This is a genomic window from Algoriphagus aurantiacus, assembly GCF_035156405.1.
Taxonomy (GTDB): domain Bacteria; phylum Bacteroidota; class Bacteroidia; order Cytophagales; family Cyclobacteriaceae; genus Algoriphagus; species Algoriphagus aurantiacus.
This window is the reverse complement of the sequence record NZ_JAXRUT010000005.1, coordinates 181,742-202,402: the sequence shown is the minus strand read 5'-3', so window position 1 is coordinate 202,402 and position 20,661 is coordinate 181,742. Positions and strand designations below refer to the sequence as shown.

16 protein-coding genes are annotated in these 20,661 nt (G+C 38.6%); 10 read left to right on the top strand and 6 right to left on the bottom strand.

Going from position 1 to position 20,661, the window contains the following annotated elements; all coding sequences use genetic code 11:
• Positions 1 to 138 precede the first annotated feature (138 nt).
• Positions 139 to 1,212 (top strand): serine hydrolase domain-containing protein, encoded by a 1,074-nt coding sequence (locus SYJ56_RS07400; RefSeq protein ID WP_323833032.1) that lies wholly within the window; start codon positions 139 to 141, stop codon positions 1,210 to 1,212.
• 98 nt (positions 1,213 to 1,310) lie between these two features.
• On the opposite strand, the gene SYJ56_RS07395 is transcribed toward SYJ56_RS07400, so the two are convergent.
• On the bottom strand, positions 1,311 to 6,440 hold the full coding sequence (locus SYJ56_RS07395; protein ID WP_323833030.1) for an adenylate/guanylate cyclase domain-containing protein: 5,130 nt from the start codon (positions 6,438 to 6,440) through the stop codon (positions 1,311 to 1,313).
• Positions 6,441 to 6,834: 394 nt separating this feature from the next.
• On the opposite strand from SYJ56_RS07395, the gene SYJ56_RS07390 reads away from it, so the two are divergent.
• Entirely contained in the window at positions 6,835 to 8,400 is a 1,566-nt protein-coding gene (locus SYJ56_RS07390; protein WP_323833028.1) for an SRPBCC family protein, read from the top strand.
• A gap of 14 nt (positions 8,401 to 8,414) precedes the next feature.
• Here SYJ56_RS07390 and SYJ56_RS07385 read toward each other — a convergent pair whose 3' ends face one another.
• Positions 8,415 to 9,869, bottom strand: a complete 1,455-nt coding sequence (locus SYJ56_RS07385) for a Dyp-type peroxidase (protein ID WP_323833026.1) — start codon at positions 9,867 to 9,869, stop codon at positions 8,415 to 8,417.
• A gap of 9 nt (positions 9,870 to 9,878) precedes the next feature.
• Positions 9,879 to 11,141: a hypothetical protein gene (locus SYJ56_RS07380; RefSeq protein WP_323833024.1), complete on the bottom strand. Its 1,263-nt coding sequence runs from the start codon at positions 11,139 to 11,141 to the stop codon at positions 9,879 to 9,881.
• Between the two features lie 536 nt (positions 11,142 to 11,677).
• On the opposite strand from SYJ56_RS07380, the gene SYJ56_RS07375 reads away from it, so the two are divergent.
• The gene (locus SYJ56_RS07375) at positions 11,678 to 12,148 is read left to right on the top strand and encodes a nuclear transport factor 2 family protein (RefSeq protein ID WP_323833022.1); all 471 of its coding nucleotides are present in this window, start codon (positions 11,678 to 11,680) and stop codon (positions 12,146 to 12,148) included.
• Between the two features lie 453 nt (positions 12,149 to 12,601).
• Here SYJ56_RS07375 and SYJ56_RS07370 read toward each other — a convergent pair whose 3' ends face one another.
• The gene (locus SYJ56_RS07370; protein WP_323833020.1) at positions 12,602 to 14,071 is read right to left on the bottom strand and encodes a serine hydrolase domain-containing protein; all 1,470 of its coding nucleotides are present in this window, start codon (positions 14,069 to 14,071) and stop codon (positions 12,602 to 12,604) included.
• A 98-nt stretch (positions 14,072 to 14,169) separates the two neighbouring features.
• Entirely contained in the window at positions 14,170 to 14,583 is a 414-nt protein-coding gene (locus SYJ56_RS07365) for a hypothetical protein (RefSeq protein WP_323833018.1), read from the bottom strand.
• Between the two features lie 211 nt (positions 14,584 to 14,794).
• Between SYJ56_RS07365 and SYJ56_RS07360 the strand changes: the two genes are divergently transcribed.
• From SYJ56_RS07360 to SYJ56_RS07330, 7 genes are all read left to right on the top strand, one after another.
• Entirely contained in the window at positions 14,795 to 15,883 is a 1,089-nt protein-coding gene (locus tag SYJ56_RS07360) for a sensor histidine kinase (RefSeq protein WP_323833016.1), read from the top strand.
• Positions 15,880 to 16,575 carry a LytR/AlgR family response regulator transcription factor gene (locus SYJ56_RS07355; protein ID WP_323833014.1) on the top strand — a complete coding sequence of 232 codons (696 nt, stop codon included), beginning with the start codon at positions 15,880 to 15,882 and terminating at the stop codon, positions 16,573 to 16,575. The genes SYJ56_RS07360 and SYJ56_RS07355 overlap by 4 nt, the downstream gene beginning before the upstream one ends.
• Positions 16,576 to 16,668: 93 nt before the next feature.
• Positions 16,669 to 17,283, top strand: a complete 615-nt coding sequence (locus SYJ56_RS07350) for a hypothetical protein (RefSeq protein ID WP_323833012.1) — start codon at positions 16,669 to 16,671, stop codon at positions 17,281 to 17,283.
• 1 nt (position 17,284) lies between these two features.
• On the top strand, positions 17,285 to 17,578 hold the full coding sequence (locus SYJ56_RS07345) for a winged helix-turn-helix domain-containing protein (RefSeq protein WP_323833010.1): 294 nt from the start codon (positions 17,285 to 17,287) through the stop codon (positions 17,576 to 17,578).
• A 54-nt stretch (positions 17,579 to 17,632) separates the two neighbouring features.
• Positions 17,633 to 17,959 (top strand): hypothetical protein, encoded by a 327-nt coding sequence (locus tag SYJ56_RS07340; RefSeq protein ID WP_323833008.1) that lies wholly within the window; start codon positions 17,633 to 17,635, stop codon positions 17,957 to 17,959.
• A 37-nt stretch (positions 17,960 to 17,996) separates the two neighbouring features.
• Entirely contained in the window at positions 17,997 to 18,731 is a 735-nt protein-coding gene (locus tag SYJ56_RS07335) for a DoxX family protein (protein ID WP_323833007.1), read from the top strand.
• A gap of 69 nt (positions 18,732 to 18,800) precedes the next feature.
• Positions 18,801 to 20,045 (top strand): hypothetical protein, encoded by a 1,245-nt coding sequence (locus tag SYJ56_RS07330; protein ID WP_323833005.1) that lies wholly within the window; start codon positions 18,801 to 18,803, stop codon positions 20,043 to 20,045.
• 24 nt (positions 20,046 to 20,069) lie between these two features.
• Here SYJ56_RS07330 and SYJ56_RS07325 read toward each other — a convergent pair whose 3' ends face one another.
• Positions 20,070 to 20,540, bottom strand: coding sequence for a nuclear transport factor 2 family protein (locus tag SYJ56_RS07325; protein WP_323833003.1), 471 nt, complete (start codon positions 20,538 to 20,540; stop codon positions 20,070 to 20,072).
• Positions 20,541 to 20,661 lie beyond the last annotated feature (121 nt).

Below are 20,661 nucleotides of genomic sequence, written 5' to 3'. Positions count from 1 at the left end.
CTACCTCAAGTTCCAGCTAACTTCCTCTTAAGACCTTTTGTATTATTCAGCAAAAGCCTTTAAAATCTAAAAAAATTCATTCTCTTAGTTTTTTAAACCTTCCGATTAGAATCGAGTCTTAACCTAAAATTTCAACTCATGAGAATTCCTCTCCTGCTTTTGGTTTTGTTCTTTTACGGTGGCGTCTCATGCAATCCTAAGGAGAATGAAAATCCGCCTCCACTCGATGAATCCATGTATTTCCCGCCCTCCGGTGGTTCAATTTGGGAAACAATTCCGATCTCAAGTTTGGGTTGGAATGAAAGTCAGGTGCCTGCTCTACTGGATTTTTTGGAGTCAAAAAATACCAAATCCTTCCTGATTCTAGTCAATGGAAGAATCGCACTGGAAGAATACTTTGACGGACATTCCGCAAGTGCTACTTGGCAATGGAACAGTGCTGGAAAAACCCTTGTTGCCAGCACAATCGGGATAGCCCAGCAGGAAGGTCTGATTGACATTAACACCAAGGTTTCCGAGTATTTGGGTGATGGATGGACGAGCGAACCCATTGACAAAGAAAATCTGATTAACTCAAAGCACCTACTGAGCATGACTTCGGGGATCGATGATTCCAAACAGCTGGTGATCAAGTCCAATTTAACTTACCTGGCTGATGCCGGCAGCAGATGGTCCTATCACAATGTATTTCAAAAGCTCATGGACGTGGTTGGAGAGGCAAGCGGAGAAGGTTTTGAGCCTTTTTTCGGTTCTAGATTGAAGAATAAGATCGGGATGGACGGATTTTGGAGCAATGGACTCATCTTTAAAATTTACCATAGCAGTACCCGAAGCATGGCTAAGTTTGGGCTTCTTGCCTTGAATAAGGGAATGTGGATGGAGGAACAGGTGATTGAGGAAACATTTTTCACCCAATGTATCAATACATCCCAAAACCTCAATCCTTCTTATGGTTACCTGTGGTGGCTCAACGGCAAAAACCAGTTTATGCTACCCGGCGGACAAACTGTCTATCCGGGACCTTTGATAGCTTCTGCACCAGCTGACATGTATGCTGCAATGGGTGCAGAAGATCAGCGAATCTATGTGGTACCGAGCAAAAAACTTGTCATCATCCGAATGGGAAAAGCCTCAGACCCAGCAAATCCAAATTTTGCCTTGTCCGGATTTGATGAGGCCCTGTGGGAGAAGATTAATGCGGTTATCAATTAGAAACCTTATTGACTTTTCCCATTCCGGATCTTCTGGAATGTTTTTGAATTACTTCTTAATTTATTAGCAGGAAAATAAATGTATTGATTGATCGACCACTATTTCACTTTCAACCTCTCTACAAAATACATATCCACTTCTCCTTTGTTTTTGGCGAGTACTTTTCCTCTGTGAGTACACGAAAAATGATCTTTAACAAGTTCGTAAGTGGCGCCGGAGATATTGATTTTCCCTGCTTCACTGCTACTTTCCATTCTTGAGGCGAGATTCACCGTGTCTCCCCATATATCATACGCAAACTTATTCAGCCCCACGATTCCGGCTACAATATTTCCGGTATGGATTCCAATCCTAAGTTCGAAAATCGGTTTGCTCTCAAGTCTGTTTTTTTCTTTATGATTTTCGATGAAATCCCGTATTTCAAATGCTGCGTTGATGACATCAAGAGGATGTGTTTTGTTTTCTACCGGAATTCCTCCCGCTGCCATGTAAGAATCTCCTATAGTTTTAATTTTTTCGATTCCATGCTTTTGGATAATCCGATCAAATTCTTTGAAACAAAAATCAATTTCAGATACGAGCTCAACCGCGTTCATCTGCTCTGCGATAATCGAAAAACCCTTAAAATCAGTGAATAGCACGGTTACACTTTCATACTTTTTGGACTCCGCAGCCCCTTTCTCCTTCAATTCTCTGGCAATGTCAAATGGCAGAATATTCAGCAAGAGCTCATCAGATTTCTCTTTTTCAATCTGAAGATCCAATGTTCTTTCTTTCACCTTTGACTCAAGATTTGCATTGTACTCCTCAAGCCTCTTTTCGTTCAGTCTTAAATTTTCCTCCACCTCTTTTCTCACTTCTACTTCCTGAATCAATTTCTCATTGAGCTGATTTGTGCTCTCCAAAAGCATCGCATTTTGAAGTGAAATGGCAGTCTGAGTAGCCATCACTTGCAGGATCTCAATGCGCTCCTTCGTAAAAGCCCCGGAAAGCAATCTGTTTTCCAGATATAGCAATGAAAAACCTACTCCAGAATGCTTCTGAGGAATACACAGAATGGATTTGATTTTATTTTCACTGATATAACCCTCATCTGAATACGGCAATGTCTTAGTAGCATCTTCCAACACCAGCGTCTCCCCTGACCTGAGCACATAATTGATTACTGAATGGCTGATTTCTTCAAACTCATCGTAAGGAATGTTTTGTAGTACCTGGATTTCATTGGTGGAGTTATCAATTGAAGCTTTGATCAGCTTACTGTCTTTTTCGATTGTGATAAGAAATGCCCGATCTGCTCCGGCATTCTCACTCACCAACTGCATCAGGCCAGTGAGAATAGTCTCCAACTTCATTTCACCGGAAATCAGCTTAATGGTCTTTAGGATAGTATCTAAGTCGAGAATATTGGCATTCATTCCAATTTCCTCTGCTGAAATAAATCCAGCATATGTCTCTTTCATTTGAACAAGTTTGGCCTTTGTCCCCCATTTTTCATAGGATTTGTAGGCATTCGATAGATAGAATTGGGCAGCCTCGGGTTGTTGCTGGGAATTAAAATATATTCCTCCTCTCTCCCACATCAAAGCCTCATCCTGAATGTATTTATGTATTCTAGCATACCTTATTGCGTAGTTAAATGACTTAACTGCTTTGTCAAAATTACCCTTAAGGGCTTCGTACTCTGCTTTCATAAACTCATGGCGATGTTGGAAATTCACTTCAGAATGCTTCACTAGTCCCCCGATCAGCTTAATATTCTTTCTGCATATTTTCAAAAGTGACTTTTGTTCGGAAGTAGATCTTGAATGAAAAATCGGGGTAATACAGAGGTTTTCGTAATAAAAAAACAGCATCTCAGTGATGGATCCCTTTACAGGAATTAGATGTAATTTCTCCATGCAGCAGAACTTCCAAGCTGTTTCATTTTGATTGAAAATAAGGCTCAAAACCTTCTTTTGCGAGTAAAGATTATGATAGTACAAGCTAAAAGCTGGTTCATCTGGAAAGTCTATCTTTTGCTCGTCAAAAATCTCCCCACTCAACACTTCAAAATCTTTTACTCCCTCCACTAGACTTAAAGCGGACTGTCGAAACAAATCAATTCGCTTGATTTGCATGATTTGATTTAGAGGAGTGATTTGTTTGCTGAGCAATTCTCCTCGAAGTAAAATCTTAGGAATAGGCTCCCCACCATAAAAATTCCAATAAATAATCAGCTGCCCAATGATGGAAGTGAATTCAAAATCCCCAGTTTCAAGCCCTTTTTTCAATGCCTCTTCCAGTTCTGGGATGCTTTCCGCCAGGTGTTTTAGCCAATGCGAAATAAACATCACATACACTTGCTTAAAGGAGACAAACTCGTCTTCATCTTGGATAATTTCAAAAACGCTATTACCCAATTGCCCCATCCTAAGCCCTTTTGTCATATTGCCCATAAAAGCAATATTGATATAGCCAAAAACCACAAATGCCATTGGGGTCTTAGGACCTAATCCAAATTTCAGTGTAAGCCGGATCAATTCAAACATGATCAATGGAAGCAAATTGGGTTCAGTGAGATATGCCGCCAATGCCATATGATGCATGATAGACATGGCTATCAGCAACTTCTCGTCCTTGATCTCAGGGAGATGCAGAATCTTGTCCTCGGAAAAGGCAGCCAATCTTAAGTTTGTCCTGAAAAACCCAAACAGCACGTTCAGCTGGCTAGGATGGGGCTTTAAATCTATGTCAATAGACCGAAGTATCTCCAGTCCTATTTCAATTACTCTCTTTTGGTCATTTTCAACATTTGCATTTTGGATTTTTAGATCGGCTAACTTCAACTTATCCAACGTGCTTTTGGCATTAGTATCAAGTAATGCGGTATACTTTCCAAACATTTCTTGATTGTTACATTGATAGGCGGCTATGGCAGACTTTAGGTAGAGATCATAGGTAAAATCTCGATCCATTTCCCAAGAGTCAGCAGTGAGGAGTAGAAGCGCGTTTTCGAAATACTGCTTTGCCAGAACATAGGCTGTTGAATTTTGAGCTCTCTGCCCTGCAATGCTGTTGAGCTCACAAAGCGTTTTTATTTCTGCAGGATCTGAAATTAATTCCTTGCCAAAATTGAACTGATTCACAATTTCAAAAATACCCTCTCTTGGACCCTTTTCCTTGGTGTTTTTCAGAAGAGTCCTACCGATTTTAAGATGATTTTCCTTTTTCCCTTTTTCGTCAATCAATGAATAGATTGCTTGCTGAACTCTGTCATGAACGAAATAAAAACTACCATCTAAACTTTCTATGACCAGATCTAAATCCAACGCAAGGTTGAAGTCTTGGGCTACTTTCTCATTTTCTTGTTCTGAGATACTCACCAAATCTTGCAAGAAGAATTTGTTTCCAATACAGGATGCTAGTTTCAGAATCGAAATGGTGTCTGGAGGAAGTTCATTGATAGTTTCAAGGAACAAATTGACGATATCCCCCTCTACATTATAACTGATCAACTTATCTAGTTTCCATTTCCATGAGCCTTCATCGCTATCAAAAAACAACATCTCATTCTTGTAAATTGCCTTTAAAAATTGATTGGCAAACAGCGCATTTCCAACTGACTTTTTGTAAACAATAGATGCTAATTCATCTAAGGGCCTATCAGATTTTCCTAGCGTATTGATAACTAAACGTCGGATATCCTCTTCCTTTAAGTTCTCCAGTAATATTTCTTCAGGCCTAATACCCTGGCCCTCCAATTCCATTTTAAACTGAAGAAATAAATGTCCTGGCGTGATTTCGTTATCCCGGTATGCTCCTACTATTAAAATATTATTGAGTTCGGAATCGACGAGGATAGTTTTCATCAAATCCAGAGAAGAGACATCAGACCACTGGAGATCATCTATAAAAATAAACACTGGCTTTCCCAATTCAGCAAAGACCTGAAAAAACCTAGTGAGGGCATAATTAAATCTTAACTGGGCTTCGGCGCCCGTCAAAGTAGGGATATCGGGCTCGTTATCCAGCAATTTTTCTAGCCCGGGAATAACCTCAAATAACACCCTACCAATGGGCTGCAAGAGACTATGAAGCTTGGATTTCCATTTGTTCAGCTCAACTTCATTCAAAAGCAAAATTTGGTTGGTCAACTTCCCCAAGGCTTGAGAAAAAGCCGAGTAAGGAACATCAGCCCGGAGTTGATCAAACTTACCGGAAATAAAAAAGCCTCCTGCCTGAACTACCGGTCGATATAAGCGCTCCACCAAGGCCGATTTACCAACCCCTGAGTTGCCGTAAACATAAACTAGGTTTTTACCATTATTGGATACTTTGGCGAAAGCGTCTCTTAGCTGTTTGATTTGTTTATCTCTGGCATAAAGTTGATCTGAAAACATCAATACGCCCGATAAATCCTGTGTACCAAGTAAAAACCCCTCAATATCTAGATCCTTTTGAATGGCATATAGAATCATTTCCAAATCATACAAAACTCCCTGAGCGGAATGATACCTGTATTGGACATCCTTCTCAATCATTTTCATGATCATTTCCGAAAGAACCTGTGGTATCTCGGCCATCTCTGAGGGATGCTTGGGAGTCAAAGCAATATGAGCATGAATTTTTGAAGCCCCTTCCTTAGATTCAAATGGTAAATGCTTTGTGAAAATCCAATAAAAAATTATCCCCAAAGCATAAATATCCGAGTAAAAGCCGATATCAGTACTGATTCTACCTGTTTGCTCAGGAGCGATAAAATCATAATCCGCTTCAAAAAAAACCAACCTTCTTTCAATTCCTATTTTTCTTTTGATTTGGGTAGCTAATCCTAGACTAATGAAAAACACCTCATTTGTATCATCCTCAATTAAGATGTGTTCAGGGTTGAGATTTAGGTGAACAAATTCCTTTCGGTGAACTTCTACTAGCTTTTTTGTGATGGCTACACAAATTTTCACTTTCTCGCTTAAGCTTAAAGGCTTTGAAACATGGTCTTTTAAACTTTCCCCTTTTATAAACTGAAGTTTTAAACTAAGGTCTGTACCATTGTTTTCATTATTCAAGACCTTCCTAAAACCTGGGATTGAAACACCTGAAAGAGATGCTTCATTAGTGGCTTTTAGGGTTTCTATCTGGGAGAGTGTTGTAAGAGAGATTATTTTTGTGGCAAAACTATTACTCCCCGCTGTTTTTGAATTCTGGGTGGCAGAGTCATTAACTGAATACAAAATTTGCCATTTCATCTGTTTATAATTGATTTTTTATGGTCATTACCTGTCCCGAAAATCGGGATGGAATCTCGCAGTAGATAATCATCCCTCTGTGTGTCGCTTGCGTCATGCTCGATTTCATATGACTATAATTTTCTTACAAAGGCCATACGGAATTTCGCAGGTCTTATAATCATTCCTCCGTGTGGCGTCATGCTCGATTTCATTAAAAAAACTGTTTTATCTGCCAAATACGGTGATTAATTCACAAAAATGGATTTTCAGGGGAACCATTTCACTAAATTTAATACAAATTTCAGTATTTAAAACACAAAATAAATTTTACAACTGCATCAGCTTCAGCATATTTTTAATTACATTCCATTAGATTTTTATTTTTTTTTTTAACCTCATTTTATTGATCAACATGTCAAACCCAACCGAAACTCCAAAAAAAATAGGACATGAATATGTGCAGTATGACGAAGATCGCATTGCCTATGACATGCTTCAGGAATTCGAAGCTCAAGTCACCAGAATGTACAAAGACAAAAAAATGCTGCGTCAGGTACATACCAAAATGCATGGCTGCGTAAAAGCTACTTTTTCTGTAGAAAGGGATTTGCCAGAGGAATTGAGAGTAGGTGTATTTGCCGGTGAACCAAAAGATTACAATGCCTGGGTCCGCTTTTCCAACGGAAATACAGTACCGCAGAAAGACAGGAAAAAGGACATTCGAGGTGTCGCAATTAAACTGCTGGGGGTACCGGGCGAAAAAATATTGGAAGACGAAATCCTCGCTGAAACGCAGGATTTCCTGTTGATGAGCAGCGAAACTTTCTTCGCAAAGACCATCAAAGAATTGAGTAAACTTCTGAAGGCAATTACTTCCTCGAATTTTATAAAAAGTAAACTCTTTATTCTAAATCCCTTTCTCTGGCCTATCATCATGCGCGCAACCAAAAGCAAGGTCGCATGTGAGAATCCGCTGGAAATCCCTTACTGGAGTACCCAGCCTTATCAGTTTGGGACAACAGACTGTGCTGTTAAATACCATCTTCGCCCTTCACCCAGTAATACTATCGTAGTGGAAAACACGACCGATTACAATTATTTGAGGTATAACCTTGCTCAAACTTTGCATGACAATGAAGCTAAGTTTGACTTTTTCGTCCAGTTTCAAACTGATGCGGAGGCAATGCCCATAGAAGACCCTACCGTAGCATGGAGCTCCCAATACATCAAAGTCGCCACGCTGACGATATACGCACAGGTTTTTGATTCGAATGCCCAAATCGAATTTGGAGACAATCTTTCTTTCAACCCTTGGCACTCCCTTCCTGTGCACAGGCCGTTAGGTGCATTCAATAGAGTACGAAAAAGAGTTTACGAGGACATGTCAAAATTCCGTCATGACAAAAACAAACTCCCTAGTGTTGAACCAAAAGATTCTCCAGACTTCCTAAACGACATTCGTAGTTCAAATACAAAGGTCACAATCGATCAACAGGTTCCTTCAAAACACATCCTTTTTACTACGGCAGAAGTCATAATCAATTGCGACAAAGAAACAGCCTACAAATTCGTGTCTAGTGTGGATAAACTTTCGAGCTGGCTATTGAAAACCGGACCTATTTATGGGGTAATAAAAGTAAGTACACTGCGAGGCCATTGGGAAAAAGTCGGGGACAATAGACTAGTAGAAAGAGGAGACTCGGCGACTCTTGTAGAGGAACTCATCTCGGTACACCCATATTCCAATTACTCCTACCAGACCACAGACTTCAGTGATATTTTCAAGCATTTCACTAAGAAAACATACGGACACATGTGGTTTGACACTGTCGATGATCAGACACGACTTCGATGGGTCTATACCTTCACCTATAAAAACCTGTTGTCACGAATCTTTCTTTCCCTATTCGTCCCCCTATTTCTTAAAAAATACCTTCAAAATGGTTTAAACAACGCTAAGGCGTTTTTAGAAGATTAATCCTGTATCCCAAATTAAATGGTGGAAAGAAAACGTAACACATTAATCGAGGGAAAGAAGAAATAGGCTCCACCTTTTACCTTGATTACTCTAGGCAAGTCCTTGATGGTTTTGCTCACAGGTAGATCTTGTAAAGTGAAATTCTGTTCCTCGTCGAGATCTGGCGTCTCTTTCACTCCGATTACAGGATCTGGATCATTATAGAGCTCCTTATTTTTTGGAAGATTAGCCCAGGTATATTGGAGAAATTCAAACTGACGACTGATATCTATATTGAAACAAATAAACAATAAACCCACCTCTCCATTTGGGGTTGTCATCGTGGGAGATCCTTCATATATATCTCCATAAAGCCGAGCACGTCTAATTATTCTGTGTTGTTTACTAAGCTTTAGAGAAATTTTGATGCCATGATCATCTACATTATCCCTTGGGTTCATTCTTCTCAAGTGGGAACCAAACGGGCATTTTACTGCATCTTTATCGAATTTTGAATACCCGAAATCATTGATGTCACTATTAGGTCCGGGATCGCTATCAGGGAAAAGTGTTATTGGCGCTCCATTCTGCCATCTTCCCATCATTTTTGCCGCCAATTTCAAACTTTCGGCCTCATTGATTGAACCGTCTGGATTCAGGGTATTCTCATTCATAAAGTCCCAAAACTTGTTGACGTCCTGCTCCAATTGGCGCATCACCATAAATGTCCCATCTTTCCCTAGATCCTTCTGACCACTTCCTTCTGCATCAGAAGGAAGTAAGTTTAAGTCACCTTGCTCCTTGATAATCAAAGGAGTATCAGGATAAACCCCAAATTCATTTTTGTAGCCAAATAAAAACTCACCGGCTTTGATGACATCATCTTTGTCTCCTACTCTTCCAGATCCCTCAATTATAGGCTGGGATATCCCATCCCTGAATCCAAAGTGTTCTTTGTTATCAGGTTGTGTTTGACCATCGATAAAAAACAATTCCGTCAGCCCATTTGCACCAAATTGTGACGCAAGCTCTCTGTAATAATTAAGACATACTATTTTGTCTTTTTCCAGATCATCCGTTGACGTCTTATCATTTCCAAATATCATCAAACAAAGATGAATGTGATCAGTACGCGGACCTCCCCAATTCCATAATTCAGGACGACTGGTGCCAAAATCCCCCAAAAGTCTGGTACGGTGATCAGAGACCATCCCCTGTCGAAATTCTCTGGAAAATGCAGCAAGATTCTCTTCATTTAGCCCTAGCGCTCTCAATCCATCGTGTGTAAAAGCTATATTCAAGTGGGTAGGTGGGATTTTTGACTCATCATGAATATGTCTAGCGGATGTCATCTCCTTCCAAGACGTAGACAGCCATTTTTTGAAAGCCTTGGCATCTGAAATTTGTAGGTAAACAAACCTCGAATACAACATATGAGCATAACCGCGGATAAGGTAACCTTGGATATTTTCTAGTTCTAGTATTGTCATATCTATAAGCTATAGGAGTTTAAGAAATTTGGCCGCCTGACGCTCCGAAAGTGTCTTGATCAATTGAACCCTAATCCTGGTGTTATTATTAACATTTTTTATTGAAAGATCTGGATAGGCCGAATACCAGAAATTAGTTACTAGCTCTGAATTGCGGCTCCAGGCGAGAAAATATTCTTCCTTGTATGCACCACCAGTAATTAAAAAGTTTGTTTTGGGGAAAACCTTTGTGTTTGAAAATATGCCGGTAAGTCCCCAACCGCTGTTGTCTACAAAATCCCCCAAATATTGCTGCCAGCTACCGTCGAAATTGGAGAAAAATAAGACTCTAGAATTTTTCTCAAACATTACCCATTTAGCAAAATGAATGGTTGGGATCCCCATTAATTTCCCCTGATTGAAGATAAATTTGATCAGGAAATTTGATAATAAAAACATGAATTTGATAGAAATCAACCGAACCTTACCTGCCTTCATATCAACCAGCTGAGTAAATTGATTTTGGCTTTTCCAATCCTCATAAACTTCCAGTTCATCCAAATATTCATTGTCTAACTGACTTCGTTTACGGGTGAAATTCTCATCCTTTCTCTCGTAAAAAAAGTGTACAATCAAAACCCAGATAAGTAATACAGGAAGTAAAGCAAGTAGGACGATCACTAAAAAAATCATCCCGATGTAATTGATTTGTGGCATCGAAACGTCTTCTTCTTTTAAAAAGTCAAATTCAGGTTCAGATAGCACCTGTTCTCTAATTTTCGTATGAATAGCTTGAGCAGGCATTTCTTCCCATGACATGGAACTCACAAACTCCCGTATATAATTCCGCAGCTTTTTTTCTTCCCGAATTTGCACGACCGTTCTACCCGGAGCCCCAATGTAAACAGCCGCATCTTTAATAACATGGCTTACAAAAAAAGACACTCTATTCTCTGTGGTGATGGTATTCAGGGGTGGATAATCTTTACAAAAAACATAAATCAGGTCCAAAATAGTACTTGAGTTTTCGCACAACTTATGGAGCATAGCTGCTTCTTTCCCATCGTAATCCACCACAAAAAGTAATTTTGGATTCCTTTTTTGGCTATCGTTTATCCATGACTTCCCATGATCGATCACCACCCACCGAGCATAATGTATAATGGTGAGGGCATCAAAATTCAAAGAGATTCCTTTTTGGGAATTGATTTTAATGTCTAACAATTGATCTAATAAATCTTGAACCTTATCTGGAATGACAGGAACCAGAATAGTAATTGAGTTTTGCTTCATATAGATTATTTTAACCTATAACTAATTTAATATCAACAAAAAAACATAGTGCTGTGGAAGTCAAATACCTAGGATGATAACCGGCTCGGACCAATCAACTCCTTTCAAAAACCAGTAAGAGGAATTAATCAGCTTCTCATTTCAAGAAAAAGATTTTAAACCAGTACTTTTTGGAAAAAAATCTAGATTAAAAATAATACAAAGCCTGTTTCAATATAAAATTAAATATCCATTATCGCAATCCTCATCCAATGGAAGTCAGTAGCTTACCTTCTCTACCTGTAGGAATATAGAATTCTTATCTATTGCTTGGTAAAGCTATTCTCAGAAATCAATTAATTCCCGAAAGTTGAAATAGGATTTGCTGGGGATAATTACTTTTGATGACATACACGCTGGCAAATTCCTTATCTTAATCGCTCAACATGAAATCGAGCATGACGCAAGCGACACACCAAGGAATGATTATCAACCATGCGAGATTCCATCCCGATTTTCGGGACAAGTAATGACCATTGAAAAACAATTATAAACAGATGAAAAATATGCTGTCATACATGAAACTCTTCTCACTGTGCATCCTTATAAGTTTATTCACCTTTTTCTCAGCAGTTGCGCAGAACAACTGCATGACGGCAGAAACTATCAAAGCGCTCGACGCTCAGTGGGAGGCAAATAATCTAGCTCCAGATCCTGAATTTTTTAAAAATGTACTAGCTGAAAATTTTGTCTGGGTTCATAACCATGCTTCGATGATAGACACAAAAGAAGCAGTAGTAAAACGAGCAGAAAACCAAGCTGCAAAAGGAAGCAGCGACACACGATCCCGAATACAAAGCGATGTGGAAGTTGCAATCACGGGTAATGTCGCAGTAGTTACAGGATTTACTATTGTGGATAGAGGCCTCAGTCCTACCAAGTATCATTTTATGAGAACTTATGTGGAGATGGAGGGGAAATGTCTTCTGACAGGCAATCATACAATGGCAGTTCCTAAAGAGGAATAGCGATTTTTTCCCGGCTTTTACGCTATATCCCTGAGTTTTTAATTAATGTAACTTACTTGTTTCTAATGATGAATATCGAGGAAACAACAATAATCAAATACCCTATTGAAAGTAAGATCAACAGATTGGGAATATTACGCTGCATACCCCACATCCACTAAGTTCCTAATCCGATTAAGGCAATCCAAATTAGAAGGGCAAGAAGTATCAATGGGATACATTTAACTGTTCGCGTTCGATTTTACTTATAGTTTGAGACTAATGGGAAAGTATGAATTTAACTTTCCACCTAACATCAGCACGTAGCTGCACAGATTTGTAAAATTTGTGGTTGCAGTAGGTTTGCCAAATGCTACTACTCTTTCGTAACCGACTAAAATCGATTTATGCAGAGGTTGCGTTTACTAAGTCTTATCCATCCTTTGTACAACCTCTAATTGGTGGGCATACTGTTTAATCAATTTTATCAAATTGGAAAAAATCATAATATAAAAATGAATATGAACCATTCTCATCATTCGGTTGAAATGTAATTACTTGGCCTCCATCCATTTCAGTGAATTCCAGTATACCAGTTTGAGCAAGGTGAGTGTTTAAATAGCCATTTTCATCAATCATTTTTAATCTTTCATTTTCCATTTTAACTTCTACTACAAATTCCCCTTCTATATCTGGAACAGCCCCTCCTTTGCCATTATATCTATATTTACCAGTCAGCTTCTTTAATTGTTCAGAGTCAGATTGCTTGAGTTCTATCATTACAGGATTATCGATTTCCCATCCATAGTAATTTGAAATGGACAGAACGATTTCATTTATCAGTGGACGTCCATTATCAGCGTTTGTCATAATGATTACACCATCTCCTTTATAGGCAAAAGCCATCATTTCAGTTGTAAACCCCTCATTTTTACCTCCATGTTCAAACATCAAAGAATTATTATCCCCTTTTATAGAAGGCCCTAACCCCCAGTTGTTCATGCTTTTTGTTAACATCATTTCAATAGTTTCTTTGGATAATATCCCATTATCTTTTCCGGCAAGGATAGCTTGAATTTCAATGCAATATTTTGCCAGTTCTGTCGGAGTTGTCCATAGTCCCGCAGCGGCCTGCTCAGGATAATTATGCCACTTACCATCAATTATTTCACCTTTTCTATCGAAGGCAACACTAGCTGATAACGCTAGCACCTCTGGTAAAGGCTGTTCATAGGTACTACTCGTCATTCCTAGCGGATTCAAGATTTTATCATTCATTACTTTTTCAAAATTCAATCCACTAACATCTTCAACTATTTTTTCCATAAGAGTATATCCACCTCCTGAATACCTCCATATACTACCCGGTATTGTATCTAAAATAACTGGAGGTGTATTTCCTTCACCATTCAAAACCTGAATCAAAGAAGGAAGAGATTCATCGCGCTGATAGCCCGGAAAGCCATGTCCTGATAATCCGGAAGTATGAGATAGTAGTCTCTTAAGCGTTACTTTTTGTTCTTTGGTGAAATCATTGTAAGGTATCTCCCAATTCTTTAGATAGAAATTAACATCTTTATCAAGATCAATAATACCATCTTCAACTAGTTTTAAAACTGATAGTGCGGCCAATGGTTTACTGATAGAGCCCGCCTGAAAAAGTGTATTCGTATTAACCTCAGTTTCTTCGTTAGCTATTCCATATCCTTTCGCCCAGTGTAATTTCCGACCTTTTATAACAGCTATACTTATGCCTGGCACATTGTAATGATCCATCCGATCTAATAAAGTGTATTTTTCGAACGGTTGACCTTCAATTTGAATAGTCGTTATAAGGCCCTTTTCGATTTTTTCAATTTCAGAATCTATTGAATCCTTAGCTCCATAGTTACAGGACGTAAAAAAAAATAAAGCAGGTAAAATTGCATTAAAAATAGTCTTCATTTCATGTTTTGATTAAATACAACTATGAGATAGGTTTAACTCTTCTCACTCGATTCACTTAAAGATTGAGAATAATGGGAAGGTCTAAATTTAACTTCCTAATGAGCATTTACATTTCTCAACCAGCTTAGGATGAACGTTGCTGTGTGGCCAAGGATAAATACGAGCAAGCCAAAAAGTGGCGAAAGTAAGGTGATTTTCAAGCCACCGGCGATGATCCCCGGATCATTTGCCCCAGATGCCTCAAGTGCGTCAAATCCCTGAATCAATCCGAATAGACTGTTGGCAAAAGAAATCACCAAACCAAGAAGCACCACTTGGCCGATCATTTTTTTATACTTCAAAAAGATGGCAGCATCCCCCTTCAGATTAGCAAAGGCTTTGACTGTAAAAAATATCGCCAAAAGCAAACATGCTAAAATCAGTAGCATACCATTCAATCCACCTTCTACAAACCTTTCGGAAATGGTGCCAATAAAGCTTTGTCCTAATACAGTTCCAAGTAAATTCATGTGTTATAGTTTTTGATTATGAAACAAGTGTACCCAGAATAAATTTCCGTTTTTAAGTTTTGCGATCAATGACCAGTAAAACTAAGGTTTTGACCTAAACTACCGCTGTTTTGGGGTTTAATCTCAAAACCATGTTAACCATCGGCTAAAACTGGTCATCCATCGCATTTTCTTTGCAAATAAGAATATTTGAATGACCTTGACCAGTTCAATGAAATTAAAAAGGCTACTTATAGAACTCTCTAAAAAATTGCTGATGCAGTTTTCGATCTGTATAGGAGCCCTTCTTTTCTTTACTTTTTACTTTGGTATCACCCTTTCAGATTTAGGTTCCGCATTTGCTTTTGGTGCTTTTTTGCTTCCTGTCACCCTTGGAATGGTCAATGTTTTCAGTTTTCACCTTATCCCGGAATACTTATTTAGACAAAGGTATTACTGGTTTGCCTTATATACAGTGTATACCCTTGTCATCTCCATTTTCCTGATTGCAATGTCCTCCTTTTATGGAGTCATTTTTATTAATTCTTGGGAAAGCATGGATACTGGTTTCATGCTCAGTAAAAATCTTTACCTGATTATTATAGGTGTGTATATCGTGGTTTTATTCACTTCACTTTTTTCTTCCTTACGAGAAAGCTATAAAATGCATTTGCACAATCAGGAACTTCAATTCGCTCTGCTAAATGGTGAACTACAGCTCAAACAGCAGGAACTCTCCTACCTTAAAATGCAAATTCAGCCTCATTTTTTGTTCAACACACTGAATACCATTTATGGATCTGCTATTGCAAAGCGTGCTGAAACACCCGAGTTGATTCTTAAACTTTCTAGCTTACTGGATTACCTTTTATACCAAACCCAAAAAACGCTGGTACCTCTTCAAGATGAAATGGACCATTTAAAAGACTACTTGGCATTGGAAAAGATGAGACATGGAAGCAAATTAAAGGTGACATCAACTTTCCCAAAAGAAACAAGTAATCATATGATTGCTCCTATGCTTTTTCTCCCATTGGTTGAAAACAGCTTTAAACATGGAAAGTCACAAGTGAATGATGCTTTTGTGAAATTAAGAATAGTAACTCAGGGAGATAAAGTAATGTTTTTCCTAAAAAACTCTTTTGATGATTCATTAACTAAAGGAAACTTAACTTCCTCCGGAATAGGACTTCAAAACATCAAAAAGCGACTTCAGCTTTTATATCCAAATTCACATACATTGACTATTCATAGAATGGATGGATTTTTTGAAGTTGAACTCCAGATACTTACTACCCAACATCAATCGCAGGTACCATGAATTGCATCATTGTTGACGATGAACCAATCGCACAGGATATCCTTAGAGATTATATCGCAAAGGTGGATTTCTTAGACTTGGTGGCTTGCTGTAGCAATGCCAATGAGGCATTTAATGAAATTCAGCAACAGGAAATAAATTTAGTGTTTTTGGATATAAACATGCCAGGAATTGATGGCATGGCCTTAGCTAAAATTATCCCTAAAGAAATACAGGTAATATTCACCACTGCGCACAGGGAATATGCGATAGAAGGCTTCAACTTGGAAGCCACAGATTACTTGCTGAAACCCATTCCCTTTGAAAGATTCTTGAAGTCTGTGACGAAAGTCAGAGAATCCCACGACCAAAAAAGCCGCACTATTCTTCCTGAAAAGTCAGGATTCTTATTTGTTCGCCAAGATCGAAAAATGGAGAAAATTGCGCTTCAAGATATTCTTTATATAGAAAGTTATGCGGACTATATTAAGATTCACACGAATGATCGCAGTCTGGTAGTACGGGAAAGTATTTCAAATTTCGAAACCAAACTTCCTGAAAATCAATTTATTCGATTTCACCGATCCTATATTGCTAGCATCTCTGCTATAAACTCCTATACCCATGAATATTTGGATATTGGAGGAAAAGCCCTCACTATAAGCAGGTCTTACAAGGAGGAAGTTTTTAAGAGATTGGCTCAGTTTGAATAAGGGTAACAGCAAAAATTTCTGAATATTTTTTTTTCTAGAGTAATGATATATAGAATATTTGATTTTACTTTGCAACTCAAAGTACTTTTATCTATGAAAAAACCAGAGCAAGAGTTAGCTGAAATCAAATCCATGATGGAGAGGAGTACCAGATTCCTATCCCTTAGTGGGCTTTCTGGAATATTGGCCGGTACCTATGCACTTATTGCTGCTGGGATGGCTTATGCATGGATCTATTATCCGAACATGCCTTTCGGGACGAACATCAATGCAATCAGTCAGGATGATATATTCGGAAAACTACTGGCTACAGCTGTAATTGTTATGCTCCTATCAATTGGCACCGCCTGGGTTATGAGCCTAAGCAAAAGCAAGAAAAAAGCCCATAAATTCTGGACACCTGCCAGTAAGCGATTTATCCAGGCACTTTTTATCCCAGTGGTGGTAGGTGGATTATTCTGTCTGGCAATTATGTCCAGAGGCTATCTAGCTATTGCAGCACCGGCAACTTTGATTTTCTATGGCTTGGGATTGCTAAACGCCTCGAATTTCACCCTGAATGACATCAAGTACTTGGGATATTGTCAGCTTTTGTTGGGAATTATATCGGCATTCTTTCCTGGATATGGACTGATTCTTTGGGCTATTGGCTTTGGGGTATTGCATATCATCTATGGGACAATGATGTATTATAAATACGAAAGATAAGGTGAAGGGGAATTACGACAAAGCTTTTGAAAATGTGGTCCGCCTGCGGGTCATGTCTATCTTGATGGTCAATGAGGAGTATGATTTTAATTCCTTCAAAGATATCCTTGAGGTAACGGACGGAAACTTGGCCTCTCACCTGAAAAACCTTGAAAAAGCGGAATATATCTCAGTGAACAAAAGCTTTGTGGGCAGAAAAACGATGACCACTTACGAGGCTACTGACCAAGGCAAAAAGGCATTTGAGGGGCACCTAGTATTCCTTGAAAATTTAATTAATGAAAACAAAACTTAAAAAAATTTACCTACTTACTTTGAATTACAAAGTACTTTCAAGACCACAATCATTATGAAAACATCTATCGAATTTCTGGAAGGTATCAAAATCAAATCTGCAATTGTAGCAGGAATCATTGGAGCCAGCATCCCGCTATCATGCCTTAGCTTTATTATTCTGACAAAGGAAGATCTCTTTGAAACCTGGATGCTTATCCCACTTACATTCATTCCGTTTGGCGGAATACTAGGAGGTATCTTCTTTTATCTGATGGGCTTTATTTGGTTTCCCACAGGAGGAAGAAAGCTCGCGGCCATCATTTTCAGTGTACTGATGTATTTTATCGCCCTCTGGATGAGTTCTGTTCTGGCATTTAGTGTCACTGGACATTGGGATTAACTATCTACACTGATACCTAAACGCCACAACCAAAACTATGAATAAGCTCAATATTTCAGCTCCAATGGAAGCATTTTACCTCAGAATTAAACGAAATAGATGGTACTGGATATTCTCTATACTCTGCCGTTTCCTTTTGGCCTACGCCTTTATAGTGGCTGGCATGGTGAAAATATTTGGAGAACGATTCGCTAGCGGATTATCTACCCTCCATCCTATGGGAGCTTATTTAGAGGCATTGCATCACACAGGTTATTATTACACATTTATTGGAATAGCTCAAGTTACAGCAGGTGTTTTTTTAGTGATTCCACAAACTGTCACTTTGGGAGCTCTGCTATACCTTCCAATCATTGTTAATATCTGGATACTCTCCTTTGCTGTACGCTTTGAAGGTTCTATTATCACTTCTCCCTTAATGGTATTGGCCAATCTATACCTCCTTACATGGAACTATGATAAACTAAAATACATACTACCATTTAACAAATCGTCCAAAGAAGTAAGTATAAAAAGACCCAATAAATACAATAAGGAATTTCCACTTCTGTTTTTTTCAGGGGTAATTACTTTATTCGTCTTGGTGGTTTTGCTTGCCAGTTATGGACATCAAGTGATGCCAAGAAATTCTCTATCTGATTGTAAATCACAATTTATAAACACTAAAAATGAATCTGCGGGATTTGAATTCTGTGAATGTATACATAGCAGTGGCAATCCGCTGGATGAATGTCTGGGGAGGTTTGATGAAATACTAAAAAATAATCCTTGAAATATCATTCACTATATCACACTCAAAACACATAACAGCACGACAATAATCACATTTAATACACACAACATGCATGAAGAAATAAAAAACCACATCGAAGATCCAGCTTACCTAGAGAAGTTGTACAGAAAGAATAAGGCTGATTTTAGAACAGCTTTTATGGCTATTTATGCCGAATTAGAGCAAAATACCCCTGCTAGATTCTGGCATGAACGGTTGAATTACGAATCGAATTCCATTTCATGGGGAACAAAAGCCGACTTACTCTTCGTAGTCATCGCCTCCTTCCTTGCCGGTTTGGTCGCGAAAATACCTTCTGCCTTTTCCATCTCAGAGGATTACTTTTACCCTAGGAATATAGGATTTATAGTCTTCCCATTTTTGATGGCTTTTTTCGCTTGGAAAAACAAGGTACCCACCAAATTGCTGGCTATCCTTACTACTATCACGGTTATCTGCCTGATCTATATCAATTTACTTCCCGACAATATTGAAAGCGATACGCTGATATTGGCATGCATCCATCTACCTGTTCTACTTTGGATAATACTTGGGGTTGCATTTTCTGGAAAAGAGCTTGGTGATTTCCATAAGCGCCTCGATTTTCTCCGATTCAATGGGGATGCGGTGGTGATGATAGCAATTCTGGGTATAGCATCTGGTATTCTCTCCGGGATTACATTTGGTCTTTTTGAGCTTATTGGAATTAATATCGAGCAATTCTTTCAGGACTATGTAGTCGTGTTTGGGCTTCCGGCAATCCCTATTCTGGCGGCTTTTTTGACGCAGACCAATCCACAATTGGTAAACAAAGTATCTCCTATAATAGCCAAATTATTCAGTCCAGCCGTATTGGTAATGCTTGTGGTTTATTTGGTCGCTATAGTTTATTCGGGGAAAGATCCATACAACGACCGGGAATTTCTGTTACTGTTCAACTTACTTTTGATTGGTGTGATGGCTTTGATATTTTTCTCCGTGGCGGAGAGTACTGGCAAGAAAAAGTATAGCACAGATTTCTGGATCTTATTTATACTTTCCATTGTCACCATTATCGTGAATGGAATTGCACTATCTGCTATTCTGTTCAGGATATCAGAATGGGGAATTACACCAAATAGAATGGCAGTACTCGGAAGTAACATTTTGATGCTATTCCACCTTGTGATGATTGCTTGGAAGCTTTTCGGCAGCCTTACCCAAAAGTCCAATAGCGCTGAGGTCGGGAGAGCAATTGTAGTATATGTGCCAATTTATATTATATGGATCACTCTTGTCGTATTTGTATTTCCCTTGGTTTTTGGATTCCAATAAATACATTAAACTCTTTTGCAGGTATCATTTGGGGGTAATGATACCTGCAAAAGTTTGACTGACAATCTTTCCGTTTTGTATGATAAAAGTATCAGAGCAATAGCTGAAGTTTAATTTTGGAGCATCTGCTTCCCAGATGATATAACCCACATCTCTGATAGCGGTATTTTTTGATACGGTTACGGTGGTCGAATCTTTAGGAAGTGCCGCAAATGCATTCTCAAAATTGAGTTGGATCTCGGCAAGCCCTCTATAAGTCCGGTATGGAGTGATCAATATAGATTCTTCCGTATAATCAGCCATTGTTTCATTCAGATCATTTCCAATAAATGCTTTCAAATGATGGTCTACAACGGACTGCGTGATGTCTTCATCGTATTGCATCACCTCTTCGGACATAGCCTCCAGAGATTCTTGTTCGGTCTCCTTTCTATTTTCATTCGAACAAGAAAAACTAAATGCGAGAAGGGTAATAAAAAATAGAACTTTTTTCATGGTTGTATAGAAGTTGTTCTATTAAAGATAGTTATAAATCCCTCAGCACAGCAAATTGTAGGATCAAGCTGTTTATATAGTCTGATTTATCAACTTTTCTCCAATCACTATGTGAGGTTTT

Coding starts and splice junctions, on each gene's coding strand:
- SYJ56_RS07325 (WP_323833003.1), bottom strand. CDS start 20,540: ATGAAAAAAGTTCTATTTTTTATTACCCTTCTCGCATTTAGTTTTTCT.
- SYJ56_RS07355 (WP_323833014.1), top strand. CDS start 15,880: ATGAATTGCATCATTGTTGACGATGAACCAATCGCACAGGATATCCTT.
- SYJ56_RS07340 (WP_323833008.1), top strand. CDS start 17,633: ATGAAAACATCTATCGAATTTCTGGAAGGTATCAAAATCAAATCTGCA.
- SYJ56_RS07390 (WP_323833028.1), top strand. CDS start 6,835: ATGTCAAACCCAACCGAAACTCCAAAAAAAATAGGACATGAATATGTG.
- SYJ56_RS07365 (WP_323833018.1), bottom strand. CDS start 14,583: ATGAATTTACTTGGAACTGTATTAGGACAAAGCTTTATTGGCACCATT.
- SYJ56_RS07375 (WP_323833022.1), top strand. CDS start 11,678: ATGAAAAATATGCTGTCATACATGAAACTCTTCTCACTGTGCATCCTT.
- SYJ56_RS07380 (WP_323833024.1), bottom strand. CDS start 11,141: ATGAAGCAAAACTCAATTACTATTCTGGTTCCTGTCATTCCAGATAAG.
- SYJ56_RS07360 (WP_323833016.1), top strand. CDS start 14,795: ATGAAATTAAAAAGGCTACTTATAGAACTCTCTAAAAAATTGCTGATG.
- SYJ56_RS07370 (WP_323833020.1), bottom strand. CDS start 14,071: ATGAAGACTATTTTTAATGCAATTTTACCTGCTTTATTTTTTTTTACG.
- SYJ56_RS07395 (WP_323833030.1), bottom strand. CDS start 6,440: ATGAAATGGCAAATTTTGTATTCAGTTAATGACTCTGCCACCCAGAAT.
- SYJ56_RS07330 (WP_323833005.1), top strand. CDS start 18,801: ATGCATGAAGAAATAAAAAACCACATCGAAGATCCAGCTTACCTAGAG.
- SYJ56_RS07335 (WP_323833007.1), top strand. CDS start 17,997: ATGAATAAGCTCAATATTTCAGCTCCAATGGAAGCATTTTACCTCAGA.
- SYJ56_RS07350 (WP_323833012.1), top strand. CDS start 16,669: ATGAAAAAACCAGAGCAAGAGTTAGCTGAAATCAAATCCATGATGGAG.
- SYJ56_RS07385 (WP_323833026.1), bottom strand. CDS start 9,869: ATGACAATACTAGAACTAGAAAATATCCAAGGTTACCTTATCCGCGGT.
- SYJ56_RS07400 (WP_323833032.1), top strand. CDS start 139: ATGAGAATTCCTCTCCTGCTTTTGGTTTTGTTCTTTTACGGTGGCGTC.